This window comes from Nostoc edaphicum CCNP1411 (assembly GCF_014023275.1).
Lineage (GTDB): Bacteria > Cyanobacteriota > Cyanobacteriia > Cyanobacteriales > Nostocaceae > Nostoc > Nostoc edaphicum_A.
Window position 1 is genome coordinate 3,248,132 of the sequence record NZ_CP054698.1, and the last position, 22,462, is coordinate 3,270,593.

At 43.2% G+C, this 22,462-nt stretch carries 17 protein-coding genes and 2 pseudogenes; 12 read left to right on the forward strand and 7 right to left on the reverse strand.

Annotated elements, in window-relative coordinates; all coding sequences use genetic code 11:
- The first annotated feature begins 55 nt into the window (after nucleotides 1-55).
- The 6 genes from HUN01_RS16075 to HUN01_RS16100 all read left to right on the forward strand — a co-directional run bounded on the left by HUN01_RS16075 (nucleotide 56) and on the right by HUN01_RS16100 (nucleotide 6,218).
- On the forward strand, nucleotides 56-814 hold the full coding sequence (locus HUN01_RS16075; RefSeq protein ID WP_181932709.1) for an undecaprenyl-phosphate galactose phosphotransferase family protein: 759 nt from the start codon (nucleotides 56-58) through the stop codon (nucleotides 812-814).
- A 494-nt stretch (nucleotides 815-1,308) separates the two neighbouring features.
- Nucleotides 1,309-2,388, forward strand: coding sequence for a GDP-mannose 4,6-dehydratase (gene gmd, locus HUN01_RS16080; protein ID WP_181932114.1), 1,080 nt, complete (start codon nucleotides 1,309-1,311; stop codon nucleotides 2,386-2,388).
- 23 nt (nucleotides 2,389-2,411) lie between these two features.
- Entirely contained in the window at nucleotides 2,412-3,356 is a 945-nt protein-coding gene (locus HUN01_RS16085; protein WP_181932115.1) for a GDP-L-fucose synthase family protein, read from the forward strand.
- Between the two features lie 72 nt (nucleotides 3,357-3,428).
- Nucleotides 3,429-4,004, forward strand: coding sequence for a 5-formyltetrahydrofolate cyclo-ligase (locus HUN01_RS16090; protein WP_181932116.1), 576 nt, complete (start codon nucleotides 3,429-3,431; stop codon nucleotides 4,002-4,004).
- A gap of 38 nt (nucleotides 4,005-4,042) precedes the next feature.
- Complete coding sequence (locus HUN01_RS16095) at nucleotides 4,043-5,053, forward strand: catalase family protein (RefSeq protein WP_181932117.1); 1,011 nt, start codon at nucleotides 4,043-4,045, stop codon at nucleotides 5,051-5,053.
- A gap of 328 nt (nucleotides 5,054-5,381) precedes the next feature.
- Complete coding sequence (locus HUN01_RS16100; protein ID WP_181932118.1) at nucleotides 5,382-6,218, forward strand: carbohydrate ABC transporter permease; 837 nt, start codon at nucleotides 5,382-5,384, stop codon at nucleotides 6,216-6,218.
- Between the two features lie 109 nt (nucleotides 6,219-6,327).
- On the opposite strand, the gene HUN01_RS16105 is transcribed toward HUN01_RS16100, so the two are convergent.
- Nucleotides 6,328-6,981: a sugar transferase gene (locus HUN01_RS16105; protein WP_181932119.1), complete on the reverse strand. Its 654-nt coding sequence runs from the start codon at nucleotides 6,979-6,981 to the stop codon at nucleotides 6,328-6,330.
- An 822-nt stretch (nucleotides 6,982-7,803) separates the two neighbouring features.
- On the opposite strand from HUN01_RS16105, the pseudogene HUN01_RS16110 reads away from it, so the two are divergent.
- Nucleotides 7,804-8,190, forward strand: a pseudogene (locus HUN01_RS16110) (reverse transcriptase N-terminal domain-containing protein); the annotation flags it as partial.
- A 114-nt stretch (nucleotides 8,191-8,304) separates the two neighbouring features.
- On the opposite strand, the pseudogene HUN01_RS16115 reads toward HUN01_RS16110, so the two are convergent.
- Nucleotides 8,305-9,619: pseudogene (locus HUN01_RS16115) on the reverse strand (NF041680 family putative transposase).
- 102 nt (nucleotides 9,620-9,721) lie between these two features.
- Nucleotides 9,722-13,753, reverse strand: a complete 4,032-nt coding sequence (locus tag HUN01_RS16120) for a hypothetical protein (protein ID WP_181932120.1) — start codon at nucleotides 13,751-13,753, stop codon at nucleotides 9,722-9,724.
- Nucleotides 13,754-14,308: 555 nt separating this feature from the next.
- On the opposite strand from HUN01_RS16120, the gene HUN01_RS16125 reads away from it, so the two are divergent.
- The 3 genes from HUN01_RS16125 to HUN01_RS16135 all read left to right on the forward strand — a co-directional run bounded on the left by HUN01_RS16125 (nucleotide 14,309) and on the right by HUN01_RS16135 (nucleotide 17,295).
- Nucleotides 14,309-15,010, forward strand: coding sequence for a Crp/Fnr family transcriptional regulator (locus HUN01_RS16125; RefSeq protein ID WP_012409873.1), 702 nt, complete (start codon nucleotides 14,309-14,311; stop codon nucleotides 15,008-15,010).
- A gap of 216 nt (nucleotides 15,011-15,226) precedes the next feature.
- Entirely contained in the window at nucleotides 15,227-15,967 is a 741-nt protein-coding gene (locus HUN01_RS16130; RefSeq protein ID WP_069070830.1) for a DUF2232 domain-containing protein, read from the forward strand.
- Between the two features lie 98 nt (nucleotides 15,968-16,065).
- Nucleotides 16,066-17,295 (forward strand): nicotinate-nucleotide--dimethylbenzimidazole phosphoribosyltransferase, encoded by a 1,230-nt coding sequence (locus tag HUN01_RS16135; RefSeq protein ID WP_181932710.1) that lies wholly within the window; start codon nucleotides 16,066-16,068, stop codon nucleotides 17,293-17,295.
- Nucleotides 17,296-17,514: 219 nt separating this feature from the next.
- Here HUN01_RS16135 and HUN01_RS16140 read toward each other — a convergent pair whose 3' ends face one another.
- The 3 genes from HUN01_RS16140 to HUN01_RS16150 form a co-directional block, all read right to left on the reverse strand.
- A complete protein-coding gene (locus tag HUN01_RS16140; protein ID WP_181932121.1) occupies nucleotides 17,515-17,946 on the reverse strand; it encodes an NUDIX hydrolase in 432 nt (143 codons plus the stop codon).
- Nucleotides 17,947-17,954: 8 nt separating this feature from the next.
- A complete protein-coding gene (locus HUN01_RS16145) occupies nucleotides 17,955-18,407 on the reverse strand; it encodes a DUF3531 family protein (RefSeq protein ID WP_069070833.1) in 453 nt (150 codons plus the stop codon).
- 165 nt (nucleotides 18,408-18,572) lie between these two features.
- Nucleotides 18,573-19,529: a Sll0314/Alr1548 family TPR repeat-containing protein gene (locus HUN01_RS16150; RefSeq protein WP_181932122.1), complete on the reverse strand. Its 957-nt coding sequence runs from the start codon at nucleotides 19,527-19,529 to the stop codon at nucleotides 18,573-18,575.
- Between the two features lie 422 nt (nucleotides 19,530-19,951).
- Here HUN01_RS16150 and HUN01_RS16155 point away from each other — a divergent pair, with 422 nt between their 5' ends.
- Both HUN01_RS16155 and rsmG read left to right on the forward strand, forming a co-directional pair.
- Entirely contained in the window at nucleotides 19,952-20,626 is a 675-nt protein-coding gene (locus HUN01_RS16155) for an ABC transporter ATP-binding protein (protein WP_069070835.1), read from the forward strand.
- 65 nt (nucleotides 20,627-20,691) lie between these two features.
- Nucleotides 20,692-21,426 (forward strand): 16S rRNA (guanine(527)-N(7))-methyltransferase RsmG, encoded by a 735-nt coding sequence (gene rsmG / locus HUN01_RS16160; RefSeq protein WP_181932123.1) that lies wholly within the window; start codon nucleotides 20,692-20,694, stop codon nucleotides 21,424-21,426.
- A 211-nt stretch (nucleotides 21,427-21,637) separates the two neighbouring features.
- Here the strand turns inward: rsmG and HUN01_RS16165 are convergent, their stop codons facing one another.
- The gene (locus HUN01_RS16165; protein WP_238846290.1) at nucleotides 21,638-22,408 is read right to left on the reverse strand and encodes a superoxide dismutase; all 771 of its coding nucleotides are present in this window, start codon (nucleotides 22,406-22,408) and stop codon (nucleotides 21,638-21,640) included.
- Nucleotides 22,409-22,462 lie beyond the last annotated feature (54 nt).

Consider the following 22,462-nt stretch of genomic DNA (forward strand, 5'->3'; position numbering starts at 1 on the left):
ATCATTTTGGCTTTAATATTGGGACTATGTGTGGTGTGGATTATTAAGGAGTATGATGACTGCCCAGAGCTCACTCCTCTCCGGCAAGCGAGGCGTACGGCAAGACACTAGAGCGTCTACGCGTACTTTCTTAAAACGCGGTCAAAAAACAAAGACGCCAAAAGTTAAACCCAAAGGTTTATCTTTTCAGGGTTTAAACGGAGAGTTTGCCAAACGACTGTTCGATATAGTGTTTTCGCTGTCGGTGTTAATTTTGTTCTTCCCCGTCTACTTAATTTTGACCTTGCTGATTGCCTTCAGTTCAGAAGGTCCAATTTTTTATGTCCAGGAACGGGTAGGGAAAAATTACAAAGCGTTTAGTTGTATTAAATTCCGAACAATGGTAAGCAATGCAGACGAAATCCTCATGCAAATGATGGAAACATCGCCTGAGTTGCGGCAAGAATTTGAGAGCAGTTTTAAGCTGAAACAAGACCCTCGGATTACCAAAATTGGTCGATTTTTGCGAATTACTAGCTTAGATGAATTTCCCCAGTTCTGGAACGTTTTAAAAGGGGACATGAGTGTAGTCGGCCCCCGACCTTTGGTAGCAGAAGAACTGCCAAAATACGGTTGTCACATTGACGAGATTTTAACAATCCGTCCAGGAATTACTGGTTTGTGGCAGGTATCTGGGCGTAATGACATACCCTACCCTCGGAGAGTCCAAATAGACCTGCATTATGTCAAATTTAGGAATTTCTGGCTTGATTTATGGATCATCTTGAAAACTGTTGATGTGGTAATTCTACCCAAAAATAACGGGGCATACTGAGTAACTACTTAGAGCGGATTCTGTGGGGCAGTTAATGCCCCTAAGTACCGATTCTTACCCTAAGACTAAAGAATTACTTATCTTTGCTTTCTATAAATTTGTGCTTTTATACTTAACTCAGACTTCTCTAAGTGTGAATCTTTTTCTATTTTGCCCTGATTCGCCTTTTTGCCAGAAGTCTAAATTTAATATGCCTATTTTATTAATTCTTCACAAAACTATAAATATATAAAGTTTTGACAAAAAAACAACTTACATAAAAATAATCTTGATCTATCTGCTACAAGAAGAAATATACATAATTCAAAAATCTTGATCTATCTAGTACTTAGCTTACGTGTTCAATTATTTTTTACTAAGTATATTTATTTACGGAAAAAGTCTTCTAACAACAAGAACTCGTAGTTTCCCATTAGGCAATTCAGCAATTAGTTGCTAGGTTGTATCAGATTGGCTGTAACTTTTTAATCAAAGACAATAAGGGATAATTGAGCATGACGCAACAGAAGCGAGCGTTGATTACTGGTATTACTGGACAAGATGGTTCATATCTAAGTGAGTTTTTACTGGAACAAGGTTATGAGGTTCATGGCATTATTCGCCGGACTTCTACCTTCAACACAGACCGCATCGATCACATTTACGAAGACCCCCACAAAGAGGGAGTGCGGTTGTTTCTTCACTACGGTGACTTGACAGACGGTACGACGTTGCGGCGCATTTTAGAAGAAGTCAAACCAGTAGAAATTTACAACCTCGGCGCTCAATCTCATGTCAGAGTCAGCTTTGATTCACCAGAATATACAGTGGATGCTGTAGGAATGGGAACGTTGCGTCTGTTAGAAGCAATTCGAGACTACCAACATCGTACCGGAATTCAGGTGCGATTTTACCAGGCGGGTTCTTCAGAAATGTACGGTTTAGTACAAGCAATACCTCAAACTGAGACAACGCCCTTTTATCCCCGCAGTCCCTATGCCTGTGCGAAAGTTTACGCCCATTGGCAAACTATAAATTATCGTGAGTCTTATGATTTGTTTGCTTGTAACGGCATACTTTTTAACCACGAGTCACCGCGGCGGGGTGAAACCTTTGTAACCCGCAAAATTACTAGAGCGGTGGCAGGTATCGTTGCTGGTAAGCAAAAAAAGATTTACATGGGTAATCTAGACGCCAAGCGAGATTGGGGCTATGCCAAGGATTACGTCAAAGCAATGTGGTTGATGTTGCAGAAAGACCAGCCAGACGATTACGTAATTTCGACTGGTGAAACTCACTCAGTGCGAGAGTTTTTGGAACTGGCATTTAGTTATGTGAATCTCAATTGGCAAGATTATGTCGAGTTTGATGAGCGTTACCTGCGTCCATCTGAGGTAGAGTTGTTGATTGGTGATTCTACCAAAGCACGGCAAAAGTTGGGCTGGACACCATCAGTAACCTTTGAAGAATTAGTTTCCCTAATGGTAGAAGCAGACTTACAAGCATTGGGCCACACTTCACCCAATGGAAATGGTTCCCAATTTCCAGATGATATTGCGACTATTCGTCAAACACTGGGCGCTTTGCACTTCTGATTTGCATCACAGAGGATAAAAATATGACAGCCTTAGAACTAAAAAATAAACGCATTCTCGTCACTGGTGGGTCGGGGTTTCTAGGTCGTCAGGTTATAGATCAACTGTGTAAAGCAGGGGCTGATCGTGAGAAAATTACGATACCGCGATCGCACGATTCCGATTTGCGTGTCTGGGAAAATAGCCAACGTGCAGTTGACCAGCAAGACATAATCATCCATCTAGCAGCTCATGTCGGTGGTATCGGTTTAAACCGCGAAAAACCCGCAGAGTTGTTCTACGATAACTTGATCATGGGAACCCAGCTAATTCATGCTGCCTATCAAGCTGGAGTAGAAAAATTTGTCTGTGTTGGCACAATCTGTGCCTATCCTAAATTCACTCCAGTGCCATTCAAAGAAGATGATATTTGGAATGGCTACCCAGAGGAAACTAATGCCCCTTACGGAATTGCAAAAAAAGCACTTTTAGTCCAATTGCAATCTTACCGCCAACAGTACGGTTTTAATGGGGTTTACCTACTGCCAGTAAATTTATATGGCCCAGAAGATAACTTTGATACAGGAAGTTCCCACGTTATTCCAGCATTAGTTCGCAAAGTTCACGAAGCCCAAATTAAAGCGGAAAAACAACTCCCTGTTTGGGGTGATGGCAGTCCCACCCGTGAGTTTCTGTATTCAGAAGATGCAGCGCGGGGGATTGTTATGGGAACTCAATTCTATAACGAATCGGAACCAGTTAACTTGGGAACAGGTTATGAAATTTCCATCCTTGATTTAGTAACTCTAATCTGTGAATTGATGGAGTTTAAGGGTGAAATTGTGTGGCAAACTGACAAGCCTAATGGTCAACCCCGCCGTTGTTTAGATACTGAACGAGCAAAGCTTGCCTTTAATTTCACGGCTCAAGTGAGCTTTGAAGAAGGGCTAAGGAATACCATTGAGTGGTATCGTCAACACGCTATATAACTATGTACTGCTGAATGTAGATTGATACAAGCTGGGCAATGTCCAGCTTATTTTTTTGACGATATAAATTTTATGGACAAAGTTAATCATCAACTAAATAAAGCAGAACTGCGCCGCACTCTACTCAAAACACGTCAATCAATGTCCGTTGGAGAATGGAGAGAAAAAAGCGATCGCTTATGCTCTCATTTACAAAACTCTACTTTGTTTACCCAAGCAAAAACAATACTCGCTTATTTCAGCTTTCGCCAAGAACCTGACCTCAGTCCCTTATTTGCAAATACCACATATCGTTGGGGATTTCCTCGTTGCGTTGATAAATCCCTGTGTTGGCATATTTGGACACCTGATGATTCTGTCCAAAGTGGCGCTTATGGCATGACTGAACCTCACCCCGACGCTCCAATCTTAGATGCTACTGAAGTAGATTTGATTCTTGTACCCAGTGTAGCTTGCGACTATCAAGGATATCGTTTGGGTTATGGCGGGGGATATTATGATCGCTTGCTCAGTTTACCGCAGTGGCAGACAAAGCCGACTATCGGAATTGTCTTTGATTTTGCCTATTTGTCCCAAATACCGATTGAGCCTTGGGATAAACCACTACAAGCTATTTGTACGGAAACCGGATTGACTCGAAAAGGTTGAAGGATTCAGGATAATGAAGACATCTCATCAAATGTTTTATGAATAACCCAACGTCATCTACCACTGAGCAAGAAGCAATAATTGACGAGATTATCGCAAGTAGTCGCCAAGCTCAACAAAAAACGGGCCCAGACCTCCGCCAAATTCATAGCAAAAGTCATGGACTCCTTTGGGGAGAGTTTATTCTTGAACCCAATCTTCCTGAAGACCTGAGAGTAGGTTTGTTCAAAACGCCTCAAACCTATCCTGCGTGGATTCGTTTCTCTAGTGGTGGTTCACCTCAAAAACGTGGGAAATTCCACTCCGATAGCCAACCTGATGTTCGTGGTATCGCCATCAAGGTGATGAATGTGGAGGGGCAAAAAGTCCTCGATGATGAAGAAAAAACTCAAGATTTTATACTTAACAATTATCCGATTTTCTTGACAAAAGACGTTCGTGATTACGCTGATCTTTCCCAAGCAGGTAGTGGACAACTTAGCCCAGAACGGCTGGAAGAACTTGGCTATGCCTTTGCTATTTTGCAAAAAATTGGTAGCAAAAAGGTAGGAAATCCACTTTTGATTCAATATTGGAGTATGGCTCCCTTTAAGTTTGGTAGTCGCATTGTAAAATTATCTGTCAAATCTCAACAGCCTGAACAACCACCAGAAACACTTCCAGAATCAGAAAATTACCTTCGAGAAACGCTGGTAAAATATTTGACAGAAGAAGGTCAAGAAGCGTCTTTTGACTTCTTAATTCAGTTTTATGTAGACGATGAAAAAACGCCGATTGAAGACCACATTCAGGAATGGCAAGAAGCAGATTCACCATTTATTAAAGTTGCTACTGTCCGCATTCCCAGCCAGAAATTTGACTTTGAAGAACGCAAACGCTTAGATGAAGGTTTGCTGTTTTCCCCTTGGCATACACTGCTCGAACATGAACCTGTTGGAAGTGTGAATCTCTCTCGCAAGAGGCTTTACAGCGAACTTGCAAAGTATCGACGAGAAGAAATCACCAAACGCTTGCAGGAACCACAACCTTATGTAGCGGTTGAAGATTAACCACTCTAGTTTGACTTAAAACTGTAGGATGATAGGCTATAAGCCTACTTGATTAGATCCGATTTTTGGCGTTGCTGATTTGATGTATAAAAGTTATTAGTTGTGCAACCAAAACTCTTGTAGAGATGTAAAATTTTACGTCTCTACATTTACAGATAAAAGTTGAATGTAAATATACCTTAAATATTTAATGAATCGTCTGCAATTAACTCGTGTGCGGAAAATGTGGGTGAAAATGGGTGAGCATCCACCAAATATTTGATCAAGTGCAAAATATTGAAAGCAAGTTGTAATAAATATTTAGAGAACTAGGAAAGTTATTAATCAAATGCTGAACTGGAAAAAATCACGATCGCAGATTCTGCTAATGTATGCGCTATTGGGAGCGATCGCACTGGTGATGCTCTTTCCTTTACTATGGCTAATTAGTACAGCCTTAAAATCGCCTACTGAAAATATTTTTCAGTCACCGCCACAGTTGTTGCCTAGTCAACCAACACTAAATAACTTCTTTAGTGTGTGGAACTCTCTACCTTTTGGACAATATCTGTATAACAGTACTTTGGTGTCAGTGCTGACTGTGGGTTTAAATCTGCTGTTTTGCGCTTTAGCCGCCTATCCGTTGGCAAGATTGTCGTTTGTGGGGCGAGACTGGATTTTTGTGGCGATCGTCTCTACGATTATGATTCCCTTCCAAATCGTGATGATTCCCCTCTATATTTTGACAGTCCAGTTGGGTTTGAGAAATACTTATTTAGGGATGATTTTTCCAAGTTTAGCTTCTGCATTTGGGATTTTTCTGTTGCGCCAAGCTTTTATGGGTGTCCCCAAAGAAATCGAAGAAGCGGCTCGGATGGACGGCAGTTCAGAATTAGGTTTGTGGTGGCATATTATGTTACCAGCAGTTCGCCCTGCACTAGTAACTTTAGCTATTTTCGTATTTATTGGTGCTTGGAGTGACTTTTTGTGGCCTTTAATTGTCATCCAAGACGAAAGTTTATACACTCTTCCTTTGGGCGTCGCGAAGCTAGCAGGGACATTTTCCCTTGACTGGCGTTTGGTAGCTGCTGGCTCAGTAATTGCGATCGCCCCAGTCTTATTACTATTTCTGTTTTTACAACGTTATATTGTACCTACGGAAACCGGTAGCGGCGTCAAGGGTTGAAGGGGGTAGGGGGCAGGAGGCAGGGGGGCAGGAGGCAGGGGGCAGGAGGCAGGGGGAAGGAGGCAGGGAGCAGGGGAGAAAAAACTTTGCCCAATCCCCAATCCCCAATTCAATAAGCACCAGTCTTTTTAAATACCACCCAGATAGTTTTAACAATCAGACTCAGGTCATAAGTTACAGACCACTTGCGCTGATAATCTATATCCATCTTGACAATGGTTTCAAAGTCTGTGATGCTGGAACGTCCATTAGCCTGCCATTCTCCGGTAATGCCTGGTTTGACTCGCAATCTATCCCAGTGGTGTGGATCGTAATGGCTAACTTCATCAAGAGTCGGTGGACGAGTACCAACTAAACTCATATCCCCTAATAAAACATTCCAAAATTGGGGTAATTCGTCCAAGCTAGTACGCCGCAAAAATTTACCCACACGAGTAATGCGAGGATCGTCAACGGATTTAAAGATGTGACCTTTAGCTTGGTTTTCAACCAAATGCTTGAGTTTATCAGCATCGACGATCATGGAACGGAATTTCCAAATGCGGAAAGTTTTTCCGTTCAAACCACACCGAATTTGGGAATAGAATATTGGACTTGGCTCATGAATAGAGGTAGCAATTGCCACAGGAATTGCTACCATAAATGTAATAATCAGCCCTACAATGGCTCCAATAATGTCAATTAATCGTTTTCTCACACTTAAAGTTGACGGGTGTGAAGGCTGTTGCGAACAATTAACTGAATAAAGATAAAGATTATTCACGAGGGCTAACTTATTTTATAACAGGAATTTTTGCATCAGTAGTGTAGACATGGACATGATTTTTAGGCGATTTTTATTACTGTTGATTGTCGCCACTACTGAGTGTTAATATACACAGATTTTAACCAATAAAAAAACCAAAAAACCAAAATTTACAGAATCTTTCAATTAAAGTGAGAGATTGTAAATCTACAGTATTTTTCTCCATCAATAAAAGAGATCCTACTACGGTACACATCCAAACAGTTACTTTCCTGAAGTACGTGCGATTCGTTGATTAGTGAATCACGGCAATCAGTCCGTAAATAACTAATCCAGCCCGACAGCAGATTACTGTCACCAAAAGGCTGAACTCTCGGTCAGATGCAAGTGTAAGCCTTGCCATTCAGACTCAGAATTGACTCCTTATCTGCCCACACCGAACAAGCTCGGTTCTTGTAGAGTGAAGCTGGGAACAGGGCGCAATCAGACGACCGTTGCGGGTTGACACTGGCGCTAATAGGGAGTTCCTATGATGAAACAGAGCCTAGAAAAGCAACTTATGGAAAGGCAAGGCGTAACAAAAAACCCCTGACCTCACTGGAGATAATTCCCGCCGAGTATGTACTTAACAACGGCAAGAGTCCAGGGAATCCAGTAGTTGAAATGGCTACATCTAACGGAACAATCAATCTCTCCGAGGGAACGAATAAAAACGAGTTGTGGGTCTAGGGGCTTTCGTTCCCCAAGTAGCCCAGACGAGCGGAGGAATCCCCACAATTCGGGCAGGACAGACCGTAATTGGTCTGAGGTGTTCAGAAAATACAAACTCTAGAAGAGAAAATGATTAGACACAGTTACAAAACTAGTGAATCTTGGAGAGCTTTACCGTGGAAGAAATTCCGCCGAAATCTTTTCCGCCTTCAAAAGCGCGTATTTAAAGCGGTTCTTGTTGGAGACAAGCGGAAAGCTCGGTCGCTCCAAAAGCTTATTCTAAAATCTACCTCGGCTCGATTTCTTGCAATTAGACTTGTATCTCAGCTAAACGCTGGCAAAAAGACGGCTGGTATTGATGGGAAGAAATCGCTCTCATTTGAAGAACGCTTCAACCTTGAAGAACTACTGAAAATGAATAGTGGAAATTGGAAACATCAAGGACTAAGGGAAATCCCCATCCCCAAAAAGGATGGGACTACCAGAATGCTTAAAATACCAACCATCGCGGATAGAACTTCTTGAGTTTGGACTAATTGGCATTTAGCGGCAATAAATAGAAGCTAAGAGAAAGTTACCCAACATCTTTCAGAGGCTGAGTTGAGTTGAATCGTTGAAAAAAAGCAGAAACTAAGCAGCAGTTAGATTAGCATTTTTAAGTGATTCTTCGGTTTTAGGTTTTTTAGATGCGTGTTTTTTGACAGTGGGATAACGGGGACGTAGAGGTGGCTGATGCCCTTGGGCGCGACCAGGTGATTTACCGCGAGTTTTAGGGGGTTGAGCAGGAGTACCAATTGCGGCTAAAATTAGTGGAAAGGCTTGTGCCACACGTCCTGGAGACAGTGTATCCTGATTCGATTGCCAAGGCAATGGGGGAGTCGATACAGGCAACTCTAGCTAGCCAGAGTTGCCAAGTTAACAGGGGCATCAGGTCACTCCATCGCTCTGCTGCCTGAGTAGAACTAAGTTGAGGGTGTGTCCAATACAACCTCTGCTTCGCAAATAGATACCAATGCTCAAGGGCAAAACGGCGTAAGTATTTGTGCCAGAGATCCTCTAATGCAGGCATTGTCTGACCCAACCAAGCTAGCCATAAGGGTTGGAACTTACGATTACGTCCTACTGGTTTGATGACCTCGACGCGAATAATTTCCATTGCCCGGTTTGGGGATTGAAGAAAATGAAACCCACTCCAACGCATTACTTTAACTCGACCAATTTTCGGGTCTTCAACTTCTAGAGTTTCAGTTGCCACAGGCCAAGTTTCCGGGTCATTGAGCTTAAACTTATGACCATGTTTACAAGGTGCGCCTCGTCCTTTGTAAGTACTGGGTGTACCCCATACACATCGGTTAGATGCTAAACGTAACAACAGGTCTGCGTCAATTTTCTCCGTAGCTTGGACAAACTTGGCGTTGCCATAACCTCGGTCATAAGCGGCAAGCGGCCTTTTTCCTAACTCACGAGTGATTTGTTTAAGTTGGAATGCTGCTTTACTGTTTGGCGTTTCAAAGCTGGTGAGCCGTTCATGTTTCAACGGCAATGCCCAACTCCCATCCGCCTCTGGTATCCACGCTAGCGTGCTGTAACTTTGTCCGATGCCTATACTTCCCCTGGAGTCCCCATGAAAAGTTCTTTCTTTTAGTGTCTTCGCTTCTGGTCTTGCCCAAAAACTATGATCCCCTGCTAGAAATGGCTGTTCATCCGTCGCTACCTCCTGTACCAGCAGTTTCATCAACTTCCTCTTCGGTGGGCGACTATCATGCAGTGCTGCATAAATGCTCGACCATTGCCGTCGAAATACTGGGCTTTGTGACAAGCTTACAAATGATGGGATACTCGGACTTGTTAATACTGCATCCATCAATTCAAATACTGCATCTTTGGCCTTCCCCAAACTATCGTAGATAGCTTGGCGGAATTTTTCTAGTTGTGTCAGGATCATCACGTCAATGATTTATCGATTACTTTCATTGACTTTACGGCAGTCAGCAGTAACACTGACTGCTTTTCTCTAGCCTTTTAGTCCAAAGTCCAGGTACTAGTCTCAATGATGAACCTCTAAGGCAAAATTCACCGTGTATGGTTCCTCAAGTGATTGCTGATTACTAGCCTTGATTGCATTTAGATAGCGACGCAAAGACAACAGTTGTTGGGAATTGGGACGATAAGTGAGACTCCCTTGTTTTTCAAAAAGTGGTGCTATGGCGATCGCCTGATAGTCAGGATTTTCTTGCGAACTCTGGGTGAGCCAGGTTGATTCTGTGACTGAAGGTATCAAACCGGAAGGCAATTCACCTTCCAAAAAAGCCAGCAGGCGTTGCTGACAAGTGCGAGTATTAATCCCGCGCCCCTCAAATAACTGGATAACTTCACCGAAAGATAAGGATCGCTCTGGTAACAACCGTAGCAATTCTGTAAACAAGAAATAATCAGTGTATTGTTGCCTGGGTATATCTAATATTTGGGGATGCAGAGGCAGCATCGCCAAACCATAAGCAACCCGACTGCAATTAGGAGCGCCGTTTTCGCCGAGATATAAATCTTGCATAATCTTGGCACTGGGGAGTTTTTGCCGTAGCCAGCGGTTCACCGTCCCGACACAAGCCACCCCACCAGTCAGGATCGCTTGATTAATGGATTCTGTAGGAATGCCACGAGCTACCAATAACTTGTTGAGTTCTCGGTTTAGGCGGCGTACAAAGGGGATAAATACCTGGCTTTCTAAGTCTCGTCGCTGCAAAATCCACCGCTGATCGGCTAATTCCAGAGTAAAAGAGTCTTGGTGTTGCAAAATCAGCTTTAAGGCTAGTGCCGCATCTAATACCGCCTGTCCTAGAAGAGAACTTTCTAGACGCTGCTGGAGGCGAATCCGAGCGGTGATATCTGGCTCTCCGACTCTGGGTAATTCTAATTCTTCTAACCCTAAAGTCTGCCAACGCATTTGGTCTAAACCAGGAATTGAGGGTTGCCATTGCCAAGGATTACTCGTGGTAGTTTTGCTATCGCTTGGTGTTTCTGAGCGTGATTGCCGAGATTTCGGTGGCAATAGCAGCTGGCAAATAATATCTTGCTCAATTCCCTTGCCAGCATAAGCAAAACTGTGGAGCATGAAATCATTGTATGTCAATTGCTGCAAGCTTTCTGGTACATTCACCAGCAACATTTCTGTGGCAGTTGTCCCAATGTTAATCACAAGGGTGTTGCCAACAATGGGATGTTCGCTGGTTTTGGCTGGATGAGAACCTTGAGTATCGCTTAATTTTATTTGCTCACCGTTAGCAGCATCAAGTTCTGGGAGTAAACTAGCGATCGCTTCTTCGACAAAAAAGACTTGCTGTGGATGTTGGATAAGTTTGCTAGTGAGTAAAGCTTCCCGCACGTTAAAGCGGTATTGTTCCGAGCAACTAGATGGACAGGTGCAAATTACACCAGCAATATTATTGATAATCTTGGGAAAATTTTGTTCGCTGATTCCAACAGCCGCAGCCACTAAACTAGGGGTGGTACTTGTTTTTTCGGATTTGAGGGTTAATAGTAGCTTAGAGAGCGATCGCACAACCCAAATCAAAGGCCCTGCCGAAAATTCATTTAATTGCAAAACAGGTTCCCATTTTTGTCGTTCACTCTTGTAGGGAATGGCTACTTGTAAATAGGGTTTCAACTGGGCCGAGTAGAGATTGTTTGTTGTCGAATCTGCTGTTGCTCTCGGTGTTGCAGAAGTGGTGGCCGAGCGATCTTTATCTTGGGCAACAGCCGCAGGTGCCGACTGTTCATGTGTTTCTACACTTTCGTTTTCACCGTGAGGTATAGAAGCTGTAGGCAGATAAACCTCTGTTGGTAAACGAAACGATTGCTGGAATGAACTTGTTCCCGGCGGATTTTCTGCCGACCAATAGATAGGATGTACAACAAAAGTCGAGCGATTTAACAATGCGGCGGAAATTCCTGTTGTACCTAAATCAATTCCTAAATACCAGACTGATTTTAGAACATTGGGCGAAACTTCTGGATTATTTATGGAGTTGGAAATTGATGGTAAAGAAGTTTCTTGAACAGGAGTTGTGACTTCCTTTTTTTTTTCAGTTTCTACCAGGGGAACTGCCAAACTGGGTAAAGCAGCAGTTGAGGTATTCTCTACTACTTGGAGATTTTCAGGGGAAGTTGTGGGGATTGTGTCTTGAATGTTATCAAGTAGTTCCGAGAAAAGATCCAGGTTAGTAGCTGGCTGCGACTCAGAATTTAGCTGCTGATCAAAATTAGCCAAATCCCGATCTAATTGCTGCAACTGTTCTTCATCTAAAGAAATATCAGGTACGGCTGGAGCCTGGTTTGACTCAATAGAAAGCAAGTTTTCTTGTGGTGAAGCAGCAATGTAGTTATCTGAAGACGGTTCTGGCTGATCATCGCGAATTAATGCTTCCGATGTGGCAATATCTTCTTTGCGATCGCGCGGCGTGTCGTAGACAGACACTAAGCTAACAGCAGGCTTTGCCAACTCAATTTCTGTTACTTCTGGAGTAACTGGTGCTGTAGTTGTGACATCTTCCACAGAAGATGTTACTTCCAGCAGTTGTTGCTCACTATCAGTATCAGGCAATAGGTCAGTTAGGGTATTAATTGTATCAACACTAGCTGGCTGAGTGTCGAGTTGCACCGGGAAACTGTCTGTTTGTGGGGTAGAGAAGCTAAGAGGCGAGTCTAGGTTAGTCTCTTCTTCAAAAAATAGTTCTTCCTGTGGTTCTGATGATGAATCTGTGGTTTCTCCTAAAGTCTCAGTCTCTTGGCTCGTCTCTGGTGTCACAACCGCAGAATCCACAGTTGGAGGAACAGGTGGAGCCTCAGCAATATTCAACGGTGATGGAGAGGCTGTAGAGGTAGATAAGTCATTTGTGGCAATATCGAGGCTTGGATTACTAACATCACCAACGCCGAATAAACTGGCGTAAAGTTGGTCTACTTCATCACCAATTAATGCAGAAATATCTTGCGATAATTCGGTCGGGGTTTCAGAAGATTCAGACGAGTCTAAACCAAGCTGCAACAGCACTGCATCTAAATCTTCTGTGAGGGTAGTCTCCTGTTCCTCAGAAATAATAGTGAGTGGAGATGAAGTTTCTGGCTGTATAAGCTCCAAGGGTTGGGGCGCAACTTCAGCAGCGATCGCGGTTGGTTCAACTAATGATGCTGGTGAAGATAGTGTCTCAGATTCTACCCCCAAAAAAGATAACTGAGAACTAGGGGATTCTTGCTGCAAATGCTGGGTCAAATTATTGAGAAAGCTGGCCATCAGCTGCTCGCCTTGCATCCCCTTGCTATGCATTCTTGCTAATGCTTGCGAGAGGGATTCGTAATAAGTATTAATGTTGCGCTGTAGTGCCTCAAAGACTACATTCACCGTCCCATCTAGGGATAATAGGCGTTGATCCAACTCCCTGGCTAGATGGGTTAATCGCTCCACACTATCTGGTGATTCTAAAAAAGTTTGAGTTGCAGAGTTTGTGTGATTAGATGCTCTTGAAGAACTGGCGGAATTTTCCCCCGTCTGTCCTACCAGTGGCGTTAAAGTTGGCACAAGACGACTCATGAGTACCTGTAAAAACTCGGTAATCATCTGCTCCTGGTTTGTCAACTGTTGCGCTAGGGAGTAGTTTTGCAAACGCTTTTGTTCTAACTGTCGAATTTCCTGTATGAGAGTGGCTCGCTCTTGCAAAAGCGATTCTAATTCCGATCGCAACGGCTGAATCAATCTCGAAAATTCATTTTTTAATTGTCCGACGCCAACAGTATTCTGTTCTTGACTGGGTTCAATCTGCGGCAAGGAATACTGGTTATAATCACGATCAATAAATTTTGTTACCAAGGGCGAACGCGGTTCTTCAGAAGACTGATTTGGGATGCCGCTCTCTAATGCTTCTTTTTCTTGCAACTTCACCAAGAAGTCCCGAATTCTTTCTAAAACTTCTTTAGGCTCTTGCGCCTGACCAGACAGAAATCTAGACAGGCGCTTGCCACCGCTGGCAAGCAAGTTGTCAATGTCTGCAATCAACTTTTGAATTTCATCTGCACTGGAAGTCACTTTTATTACCTTACGTAGAAAATTATGTCAACTAATGTGACGATTACCTTACAATCACCGTACCCTATGGGTATTTTGCTATACGCAGCATCGACCATAGGAGAAATTTTGAGTGGCAAAAGCCGCTACTTGAACTTGTGACTGTCATTATGTTATGGATTACTGGGAGTCGTGGCAATCTTCAGTCAGCGTTTGTGTGAGAAGCTTAGTCTTGCAGGTCATTGGTTGCCTATTTTTGGAAATCGCTAAAATACCTGAGCAATAATTTACTCCCTTTAGTATCATTGATGTTGTTTGCCTATATTCTTAACTAATCGAGTTTGCAGTGCAGCTAGCCCTTAAGCAATACAACCGCCGGCTATAAACTACTTTTTGCAAAACTTTTACCCCGTTTAAACTTATAGGTAAAGATTATTTAGAAAAACGTTCTTGTCGCTTTCTTATGTAGCATAGTTTAGTTTTCTCTTTGAAAGGGAGCTGTGCAATGATGGCTTAGGCTAAAAATGGCGCTCTTGTTTGTTGTGTTTATATAGCAGCTTCAATAAAAATGTGGTAATGGAAGACCGATATAGCTTGCAAGCACAGGCTAATCCCTGGATGATCACCTCCGCTCCCTTTTTTCAAGGGTTGCCAGAACCCGCTGTGGAATCAGCCCTCATCCATCTTGTCACCCGCACTCACCCAGCCAATCAGGTAATTCTGCTGGAAAATGACTGGGGGGGGTCTGTGTATTTTATTATGGACGGTTGGGTAAAAATCCGCACCTACAATCTGGAAGGAAAAGAGGTAACACTGAATATTCTTGGCAAAGGGGAATTATTTGGTGAAATGGCGGCGCTAGATGAAGTACCTCGTTCCACAGATGTGATTACCTTAGCCCCGACGGTAATTGGCAGTATGCCTGCTCAGGATTTTGTCAAATTACTTCAAATAGAACCCTTGGCGGGGGTTAGATTGGCGCAACTCATGGCACGACGATTGCGGCAAGTAAATCGCCGATTGCGGTTGCGCGAATCTGATAGCCAGTCACGAGTAGCAGATACATTGCTATTTTTGGCAGAAGGACAGGGAAAAAAAGGGCAGACAGGAACCGAAATACCCAATTTACCTCATCGGGAATTGAGTAGTTTGAGCGGACTGGCGCGGGAAACAGTAACACGAGTGTTGACAAGGCTAGAAAAAAAAGGCTTGATTAAACGGGATCAAGATACTATTTGTATTCCCGATTTGTCAGCCTTAGAAAGAATGATAGTTTAACCGATCGCGCCCAAGATTCCTCAACTTCTCTACGAGACGCTACGCGAACAGCTAAGAAAAGTTGGCGATGAATGGGCGCTCTGGGACTGGGTACTGGGTACTGGGGAGAAATTATGAGTAAGATTTGGTTGGGCTATGAATCCCCATATAAATCTTCCCAATCCCCAGTAGAACCAGTCCCCAATCCCCAATCCCCAGTTTAAGAACTTGTCAGATATGAGTATTTTAGATTCTCTGCCAGATGAGCCGGAGAAAGATCCATCGCCTGAATCTCCAACTCCTCAGAATCATTGGTTAGACAAAGAACAGCAGTTAATGCCTCCTCAAATCAAGGCTGTTGCGCCCTTGAGGATGGTGGAAACGGCATTTTTAGCCAGTACCGCTAGCCTAATTTGGTTTATTAATTTCTACTTTCCCTTGGGCCCAGTTTTGCGGATATTTTTTCCGGTGCCGATCGCTCTAGTTTATCTGCGTTGGGGCAAACGTGCAGCCTGGATGGCAGCACTCACTTCTGGGTTACTGCTGACAGTATTGATGGGGCCAGCCCGCAGTTTGCTGTTTGTCATGCCCTATGGGTTCATGGGCGTGCTTTTGGGAGCGACATGGTATCGTCGTCGTGTTCCCTGGATTGTTTCTATCACCTTGGGTACGCTGTTGGGTACTTTGGGAGTTTTTTTTCGGCTGTGGTTGCTGTCTATTTTGTCGGGTGAAGACCTGTGGATTTATGTGATTACCCAAGTGACTGAGTTCATTGAGTGGGTATTTTTGAAGCTGAGTTTGTTAGTGAGTCCCAGCGTGTTTTTGATTCAAGTGGGAGCGATCGCTCTAATTCTACTCAACAACTTTATCTACCTTTTTGTGGTACACCTAGCAGCCTGGTTCCTTTTTGACCGTCTGGGTAACCCCATTCCCCGCCCACCACGCTGGGTACAAGTCCTCATGGATTATGAGGTATAGTCATTTGTCATTTGTCATTTGTCATTTGTCATTAGTTTTTGGTTAAATGATCAGTCTTAACTAATCAGCAATGCCCCATGCCCAATGCCCAATGCCCAATGCCCAATGCCCAAATTTGTATTTATACCCAAAAAGAACAGGGTGAAGAATGGCTACAACGGTATCGTGGCTGTCTACCCGTATTTGCTTGTGTTTTAGGATTTACTGAAACTGGTTTAATTCCAGGAATTTCGGCGGCTGGTCGCACTCCAGAGGATCGGAAATATACTGCTTGTGCAGATGCCGAATTTTTGTATTATGGCCCGGAACATAAAGCCCAATATCCCCTACCACCATTAGCGGCTGGGGCTTCACCTGTGCTGATTTCTCGCGCTGTCTTTGAATCGCTAAAGATACCAGTTCATTTATTTAATGCTGGTTTACCTCAGCCTCCTGCTGTGCCAGTAATTGATTTGGGTGGCGCTCCTGCTAAGTGTTTAAGTGGAGGTGCTGCGATGGAAATCACAACGGTACACCACTTGTTTGAACAAGGGCTACTTTGGGGAGAACGCCTTGCTGCTAATATCCAACAGGGGTATCTGATTGTCGGTGAGTGTGTCGTTGGAGGCACTACAACTGCCCTGGCAATCTTAACTGGTTTAGGTATAGATGCTGCCGGAAAAGTTAACAGTAGCCACCCTGTTTGTAACCACGCACAAAAATTTGCACTAGTGCAAGCTGGGTTGGAGAAGATGAAGGGGAGCAGGGAGCAGGGAGCAGGGGGAGATGAGGGAGATGAGGGAGATGAGGGAGCAGGGGGAGCAGGGGGAGAAAATTTTACTTTGCCTTTATCTTCCCCTGTTAACCCCTTACAACTTGTTGCTGCTGTAGGTGATCCCATGCAAGTGGTGGTAGCTGGGATGACGCTCGCAGCTAGTCGTAGTTGTGGTGTAATGCTTGCTGGTGGGACGCAAATGCTGGCGGTTTATGCGCTCATCAGTGCGATCGCTCAAGCTTACGCCTTATCATGGCAACCAGAAGCAGTAGTTGTGGGCACAACCCGCTGGGTGGCAGAAGACCCCACTGGCGCTACAGTTGACTTAGCTCTCAACTTAGGAAAAAGCAGCTTCATTCAGAGTGGAATAACCCCTCCTCTATTGGGAACTCATCTGAGTTTTGCTAATTCTCGTTATCCTCAACTGAGAGCTTATGAGCAGGGCTTTGTGAAAGAAGGTATGGGTGCTGGAGCAGCTTGTATAGCCGCCCATCTTAGCCAAGATTGGCAGCAACACCAACTTTTGGCAGCCATTGAAGCCCAACTTGAACGGCTAAGTACAGCATTTGATTAGGACTTCCAAATACAAAAATACTCAATTATTTCTGCTATTGAGAGCGATCGTACCCTAACAACCCTAATGCACCCCAATACTTGTCCGTTAAGGGAAAAAGGGGAAGGAAAAAACCTTTAACCTTTTCCCAAACCAAATTCTAAGTTTAAAATGCAAAACCCGAATAGTATTGCAATGCACTCAATCAGACGAGAGTGCAACCAGAGATAATTTGATTATTTATAAATATTCAAAAAATACCTCAGGTACTAATCTTAATTCTCCAGATTGAAAGCGAGAGATATCTATCCATAAAGCTCTATGCTTATGATTTTTTGATTCTGAAAAAATTAAATTTTCCAGTTGATAAAATTTTGAATCAGCAAAGTCACATTGATAAAGCTGAATAATTTCATGACCTTGCCTACCATTAAATGTAAACAGGTTCTCTATACAACCTAGATATTTAATATTAGTTAAGTCTGCTTGAATTTCTTCTTGAAACTCCCGTTTTAAAGCGTCGTGGCTGGTTTCACCAAATTCAACCCCACCGCCCAAAGCACGATAAAATGTTTCTTGTTTGACGGGATCGTAGCCTTCAGAAAGAAATATGCGTTCGTCATCCCGAATTAGCCCCAAGGCTATTACCCGAATTTCACCTGCTTTATTCATTTTTGTAACTAATTATCGTAAATAGACTGAGGACGACTTTCGCTATCCTCAATCGGCCAATCTGGATTTTCGCCGCCGATGTACAATTCTTCGATGGTGACATATTCCTGACTTAACTGAGTGAGGGCATTGATTAAAATATCTAGAGCAATCGCATCACTCGTTCCCAAATCAAACCAACAACGCCCCCACTGTCCCTCATATTCAAACTCACCGATATTATGCATCAGTGCTAGCAGACTTTTGTCATATCCTTGTTCATCATAATTCATGTAGCTGATATCGAGTCCAGTGTCCTGCACCTGAAGATTCTCGGCATTAAATGCACCCAATTTACCTAGATAAAACCAGGAATTGAAAACTTCTTCTACATATTGCTTCTCACGCGCAGAAGGATTTGTACTAAATTTTAGCCAAATCCACATATCAAAAGGATTAATTTCGCGGAACTGAATCTCCATTTTGGTCTAATCTCTCAATTACTCTTCTGGAAATAAGCATATCAAAGTAGGGCATGGGGAATGGGGCATAGGGCATTGGGAAAAAGTTAATCGCCAATGCCCAATACTTCAACAAAGTTTCACAGGAAGCCTGTCGAACTGCTCAGTACAAGTCCCTATACCCGATTATCCAGGATTATTGAGGCTAGCAGCCCTGTTGCGTTCACCCTCAATTTGTTTGACTAAATCGCTTGGGAGTTGGGATTTTTTAGTCAATGCTTTGTCAAAATTAGCGATCGCTTCCTGGATCATCTGCTGGCTTTTTTCTTTTTGACCCAGTTGTTTAAGGATTTGGGCTTTGAGATAATAAATTTCTGGATTATCTGATGTGGTTTTAATCGCCCGGTTGACATACTCTAGTGCCTGTGGATACCTTTTTAAATCCCTGTAAGCAATAGCAATACCCCGATCCACTAAATAACCAGGAGCAGCATTTTGTTCTAAACGTCTAATTGCCTGATCTGGGCTAGCAAAAGGCAAATTAACCGCCAATAATAAATCCATATAACCCTTGATTAAATTCAGTTCTGGATCGTTGGCAGAAATTGCTTCGGCTTTGTCTAAATATTCATAAACTTGCCGCAACCGACTAAAAGCTTGCGGCACGCCATTGACTGTACCTTCACGGGTGAGAACTACTGCACCCTCTAAAAAATGACCAACAGCGGTGTATAAATTACCACGCAATGGATCGCTAGAAATCAGTTTTTGTCCGTTTTCTAGAGTTTTCTGACTGTAAGTACCTAGTTTAGCCCAATCTTTATTTCCGTATGCTAAAGATGCCTTCATCGCATAAGCTAGAGGTTCATTTGGCTCTTTGGATACTGCTTGTTCCAGATAACGCTCTGCGGCTGGATAGTTGCCTTGTTGGAAAATTGCTTTAAAAGCTGCTTCTGTTTGGTCACCAATTTGATGAGGTTCGCGATCGCGAAACGGATCGCCAGCCGGGGAGGGATTTACCCACAAATTAAGTGCGATCGAAGGGGCAACGCCAAAGGCGATCGCAGCAGCAAAAGCAGTCTGGGCGAGGGTAGTGAATTTAGCAGACACTACTAATCGAGGCAAAGAAAACCTTTTAGTCATTTTAACCCTCAGAATAATTGCGGTTGAAATAGTTGTATGTGTTACTTAGAATGCAAAAAATGGTTAATCTTAACTTGCCCTGCTTAAAACAAATTTTTTTATATATAGGACTCCTATTTGATTTTTGAAAAAACACCCTACAACTCAAAAAGCCTTCTTGCCTATTGCCTACCCACGCAAGTAAGTTCAAAAATCAAAGCGGATTCTTATATAAGGTTGACTTTAGTCATTTTTCCGTGTTTCCAGGGTTGTCCCAGCCATTGTTTAAGGGTGATTCTGCCACAATGGAGAAAAAGTGGATAATTCTTGCTGCTAAATTAAGGTGTGAATCCAAGTCATGCGCTAGATGTTTTTCCAGAATTTTCCAGACGCTCTCAGTGTAGCTAATTAGTAATTTGCTGACTTTTTGGTAATCTTAACAAATGCTCTATCTCCGAAATCTAATTTATCACCCTACAGCGTGCCCAACAGCGATTCTCAAATCGATCAACTTGGAATTAGCACCCCAGCAGCTAGGTCTGATTATTGGCCCGAGTGGTTCCGGTAAAAGTACCTTACTAGAAATTTTGTCGGGACTAGCTGAACCCACTACTGGCGGGCTGTTCTGGCGGGAACAAGAACTTATGCCCGAACAGCTACAACAATTGGCTGGGTTGGTATTTCAGTTTCCAGAGCGGCACTTTTGCGGTGGTTCAATTTTAGAAGAATTGCGTTTAGGACATCCTGAGCTAGGGTCAGAACGAGTCAGACAGGCACTAAGTGAGGTGGGATTAGAGCATTTATCGCTTTCCGCCGCCCCCCATGCTTTGAGTGGTGGTCAGCAACGACGTTTAGCTTTGGCTGTGCAATTGATTCGCCAGCCAAATTTACTGTTATTGGATGAACCCACAGCAGGATTAGATTGGTCAATGCGTCGGCAACTGGTAAATTTATTAGCGAAACTGAAACAAGATTGGACACTGTTGATAGTGACACACGATCCTGGGGATTTGTTAGCGATCGCAGATCGTTGTTGGACACTCAACCACGGCGAACTACAATCAGTAGATCCAAAGACACTAGAATCCAAAGTTAAAGAACCTCTACCATCCGTGTAAGAAAAGAGCAGGGGGAGCAGGAAAATAACCATGCCCCATGACAAATGACCAATGACAAATGACAAATGACAAACTTATTGCCTGAGATGGCAGAAATCTGGCAGCAAACTCTCAATTGGCAGCCAACTGTCCAACAGCAGGAACAATTCCAAAAACTTTATGAGTTAATTCTAGAAGGTAATCGCCAACTAAATTTAACTCGAATCACTGACCCCCAAGAGTTTTGGGAAAAACATCTCTGGGATTCTCTACGAGGAATTACACCCCTGCTATCAGCAAATTTCTCCCCTGCTTCCCCTGCTCTCATCGATATTGGTACAGGCGCGGGTTTTCCGGGTATTCCAGTGGCAATTACTGTACCTAATTGCAAAATTACTCTTCTGGATTCCACACGGAAAAAAATTAATTTTCTCGACAATATATTAACTGAACTTGCCCTTACCAATGCCAAAACTCTTGTTGGTAGAGCTGAAGAAATCGGTCAGCACCCCCAGCATCGACTAGCTTACGATATTGCATTGATCCGTGCTGTTGGGGCAGCCTCTGTCTGTGCAGAATATACCCTACCACTGCTCAAACAGGGGGGTTTAGCCATAATTTATCGTGGTAATTGGATAGAGGATGAAACAACTGCTTTGCAGAATGCTGTGAAGCAGTTGGGTGGCGTTATTGAATCAATCGAACAATTTATAACACCCCTGAGTCACAGCATCCGGCACTGCGTGTATTTGCGTAAGGTAGCTACCACACCAGTTCAGTTTCCCCGTGCTATTGGTGTACCTACTCAAAAACCTCTTTGACAAGAGCGGAAGATCAACTATTTATATGAAAAATTCAGAACTCAGGAGTCAGAATTCAGTATGAATTATGTACGAGTGGGTGACGAATATTGGTTAAAACCTCGCCCCTAGTGGGCGAAAAAATTAAAATATTCTCGCCTTAAAACTCTATCCCTTTATGGGTAGAGTATTCTGAATTCTGAATACTGTATTCTGACTCCTGTTTTATTGTTTAAGCAAATTTACTCGCTGCTGCAAACCGCTTGTTAATCTCATCCCAATTAATCACGTTCCACCAAGCATCTAAATAATCGGCGCGGCGATTTTGGTAATTGAGATAATATGCATGTTCCCATACATCATTACCGAGGATGGGATATTTACCTTCACTTAAGGGACTATCTTGATTAGCTGTAGTTGTGACTTCCAGCTTGCCATCTTTGTTACGCACTAGCCAAACCCAACCACTACCAAAACGGCCAGCACCAGCTTCGTTAAACTGTTTTTTAAAAGCTGCAAAACTGCCAAAATTTTGATTAATTGCGGAGGCAATATTTCCTGTTGGTTCTCCCCCGCCTTTGGGCTTCATAATTTCCCAGAACATTGAGTGGTTGACATGACCACCACCATTATTGCGTACTGTTCTGCGAATATCTTGTGGTACACTGTCAAGTTTTTGCAACAGTTCTTCAACACTTTTGCCTTTGAGTTCTGGGTGTTTTTCTAACGCTGCATTCAGGTTTTTCACATAAGTTGCATGGTGTTTATCATGATGAAACTGCATCGTTTTAGCATCGATGTGTGGTTCCAGTGCTTCGTAGGCGTAAGCTAAAGGTGGTAATTGGATAGCCCCTGTTATATTTGGTGTTGTATTTGGTGTTGTGTTGGGAGTTGCAGTGTTTCCTTGGTCAGGAGATTTCTCTGCCAATGCACAAGCATCTAATGTAAAAGCACCCGCACCTGCTGTGAGTAAAAACAAGAAATGGCGTCGATTAATAGTCATATAAGTTTTTGCAGCGAATCCATTAAGTCTCTATTGCAGTTTTTATTTTCTTAG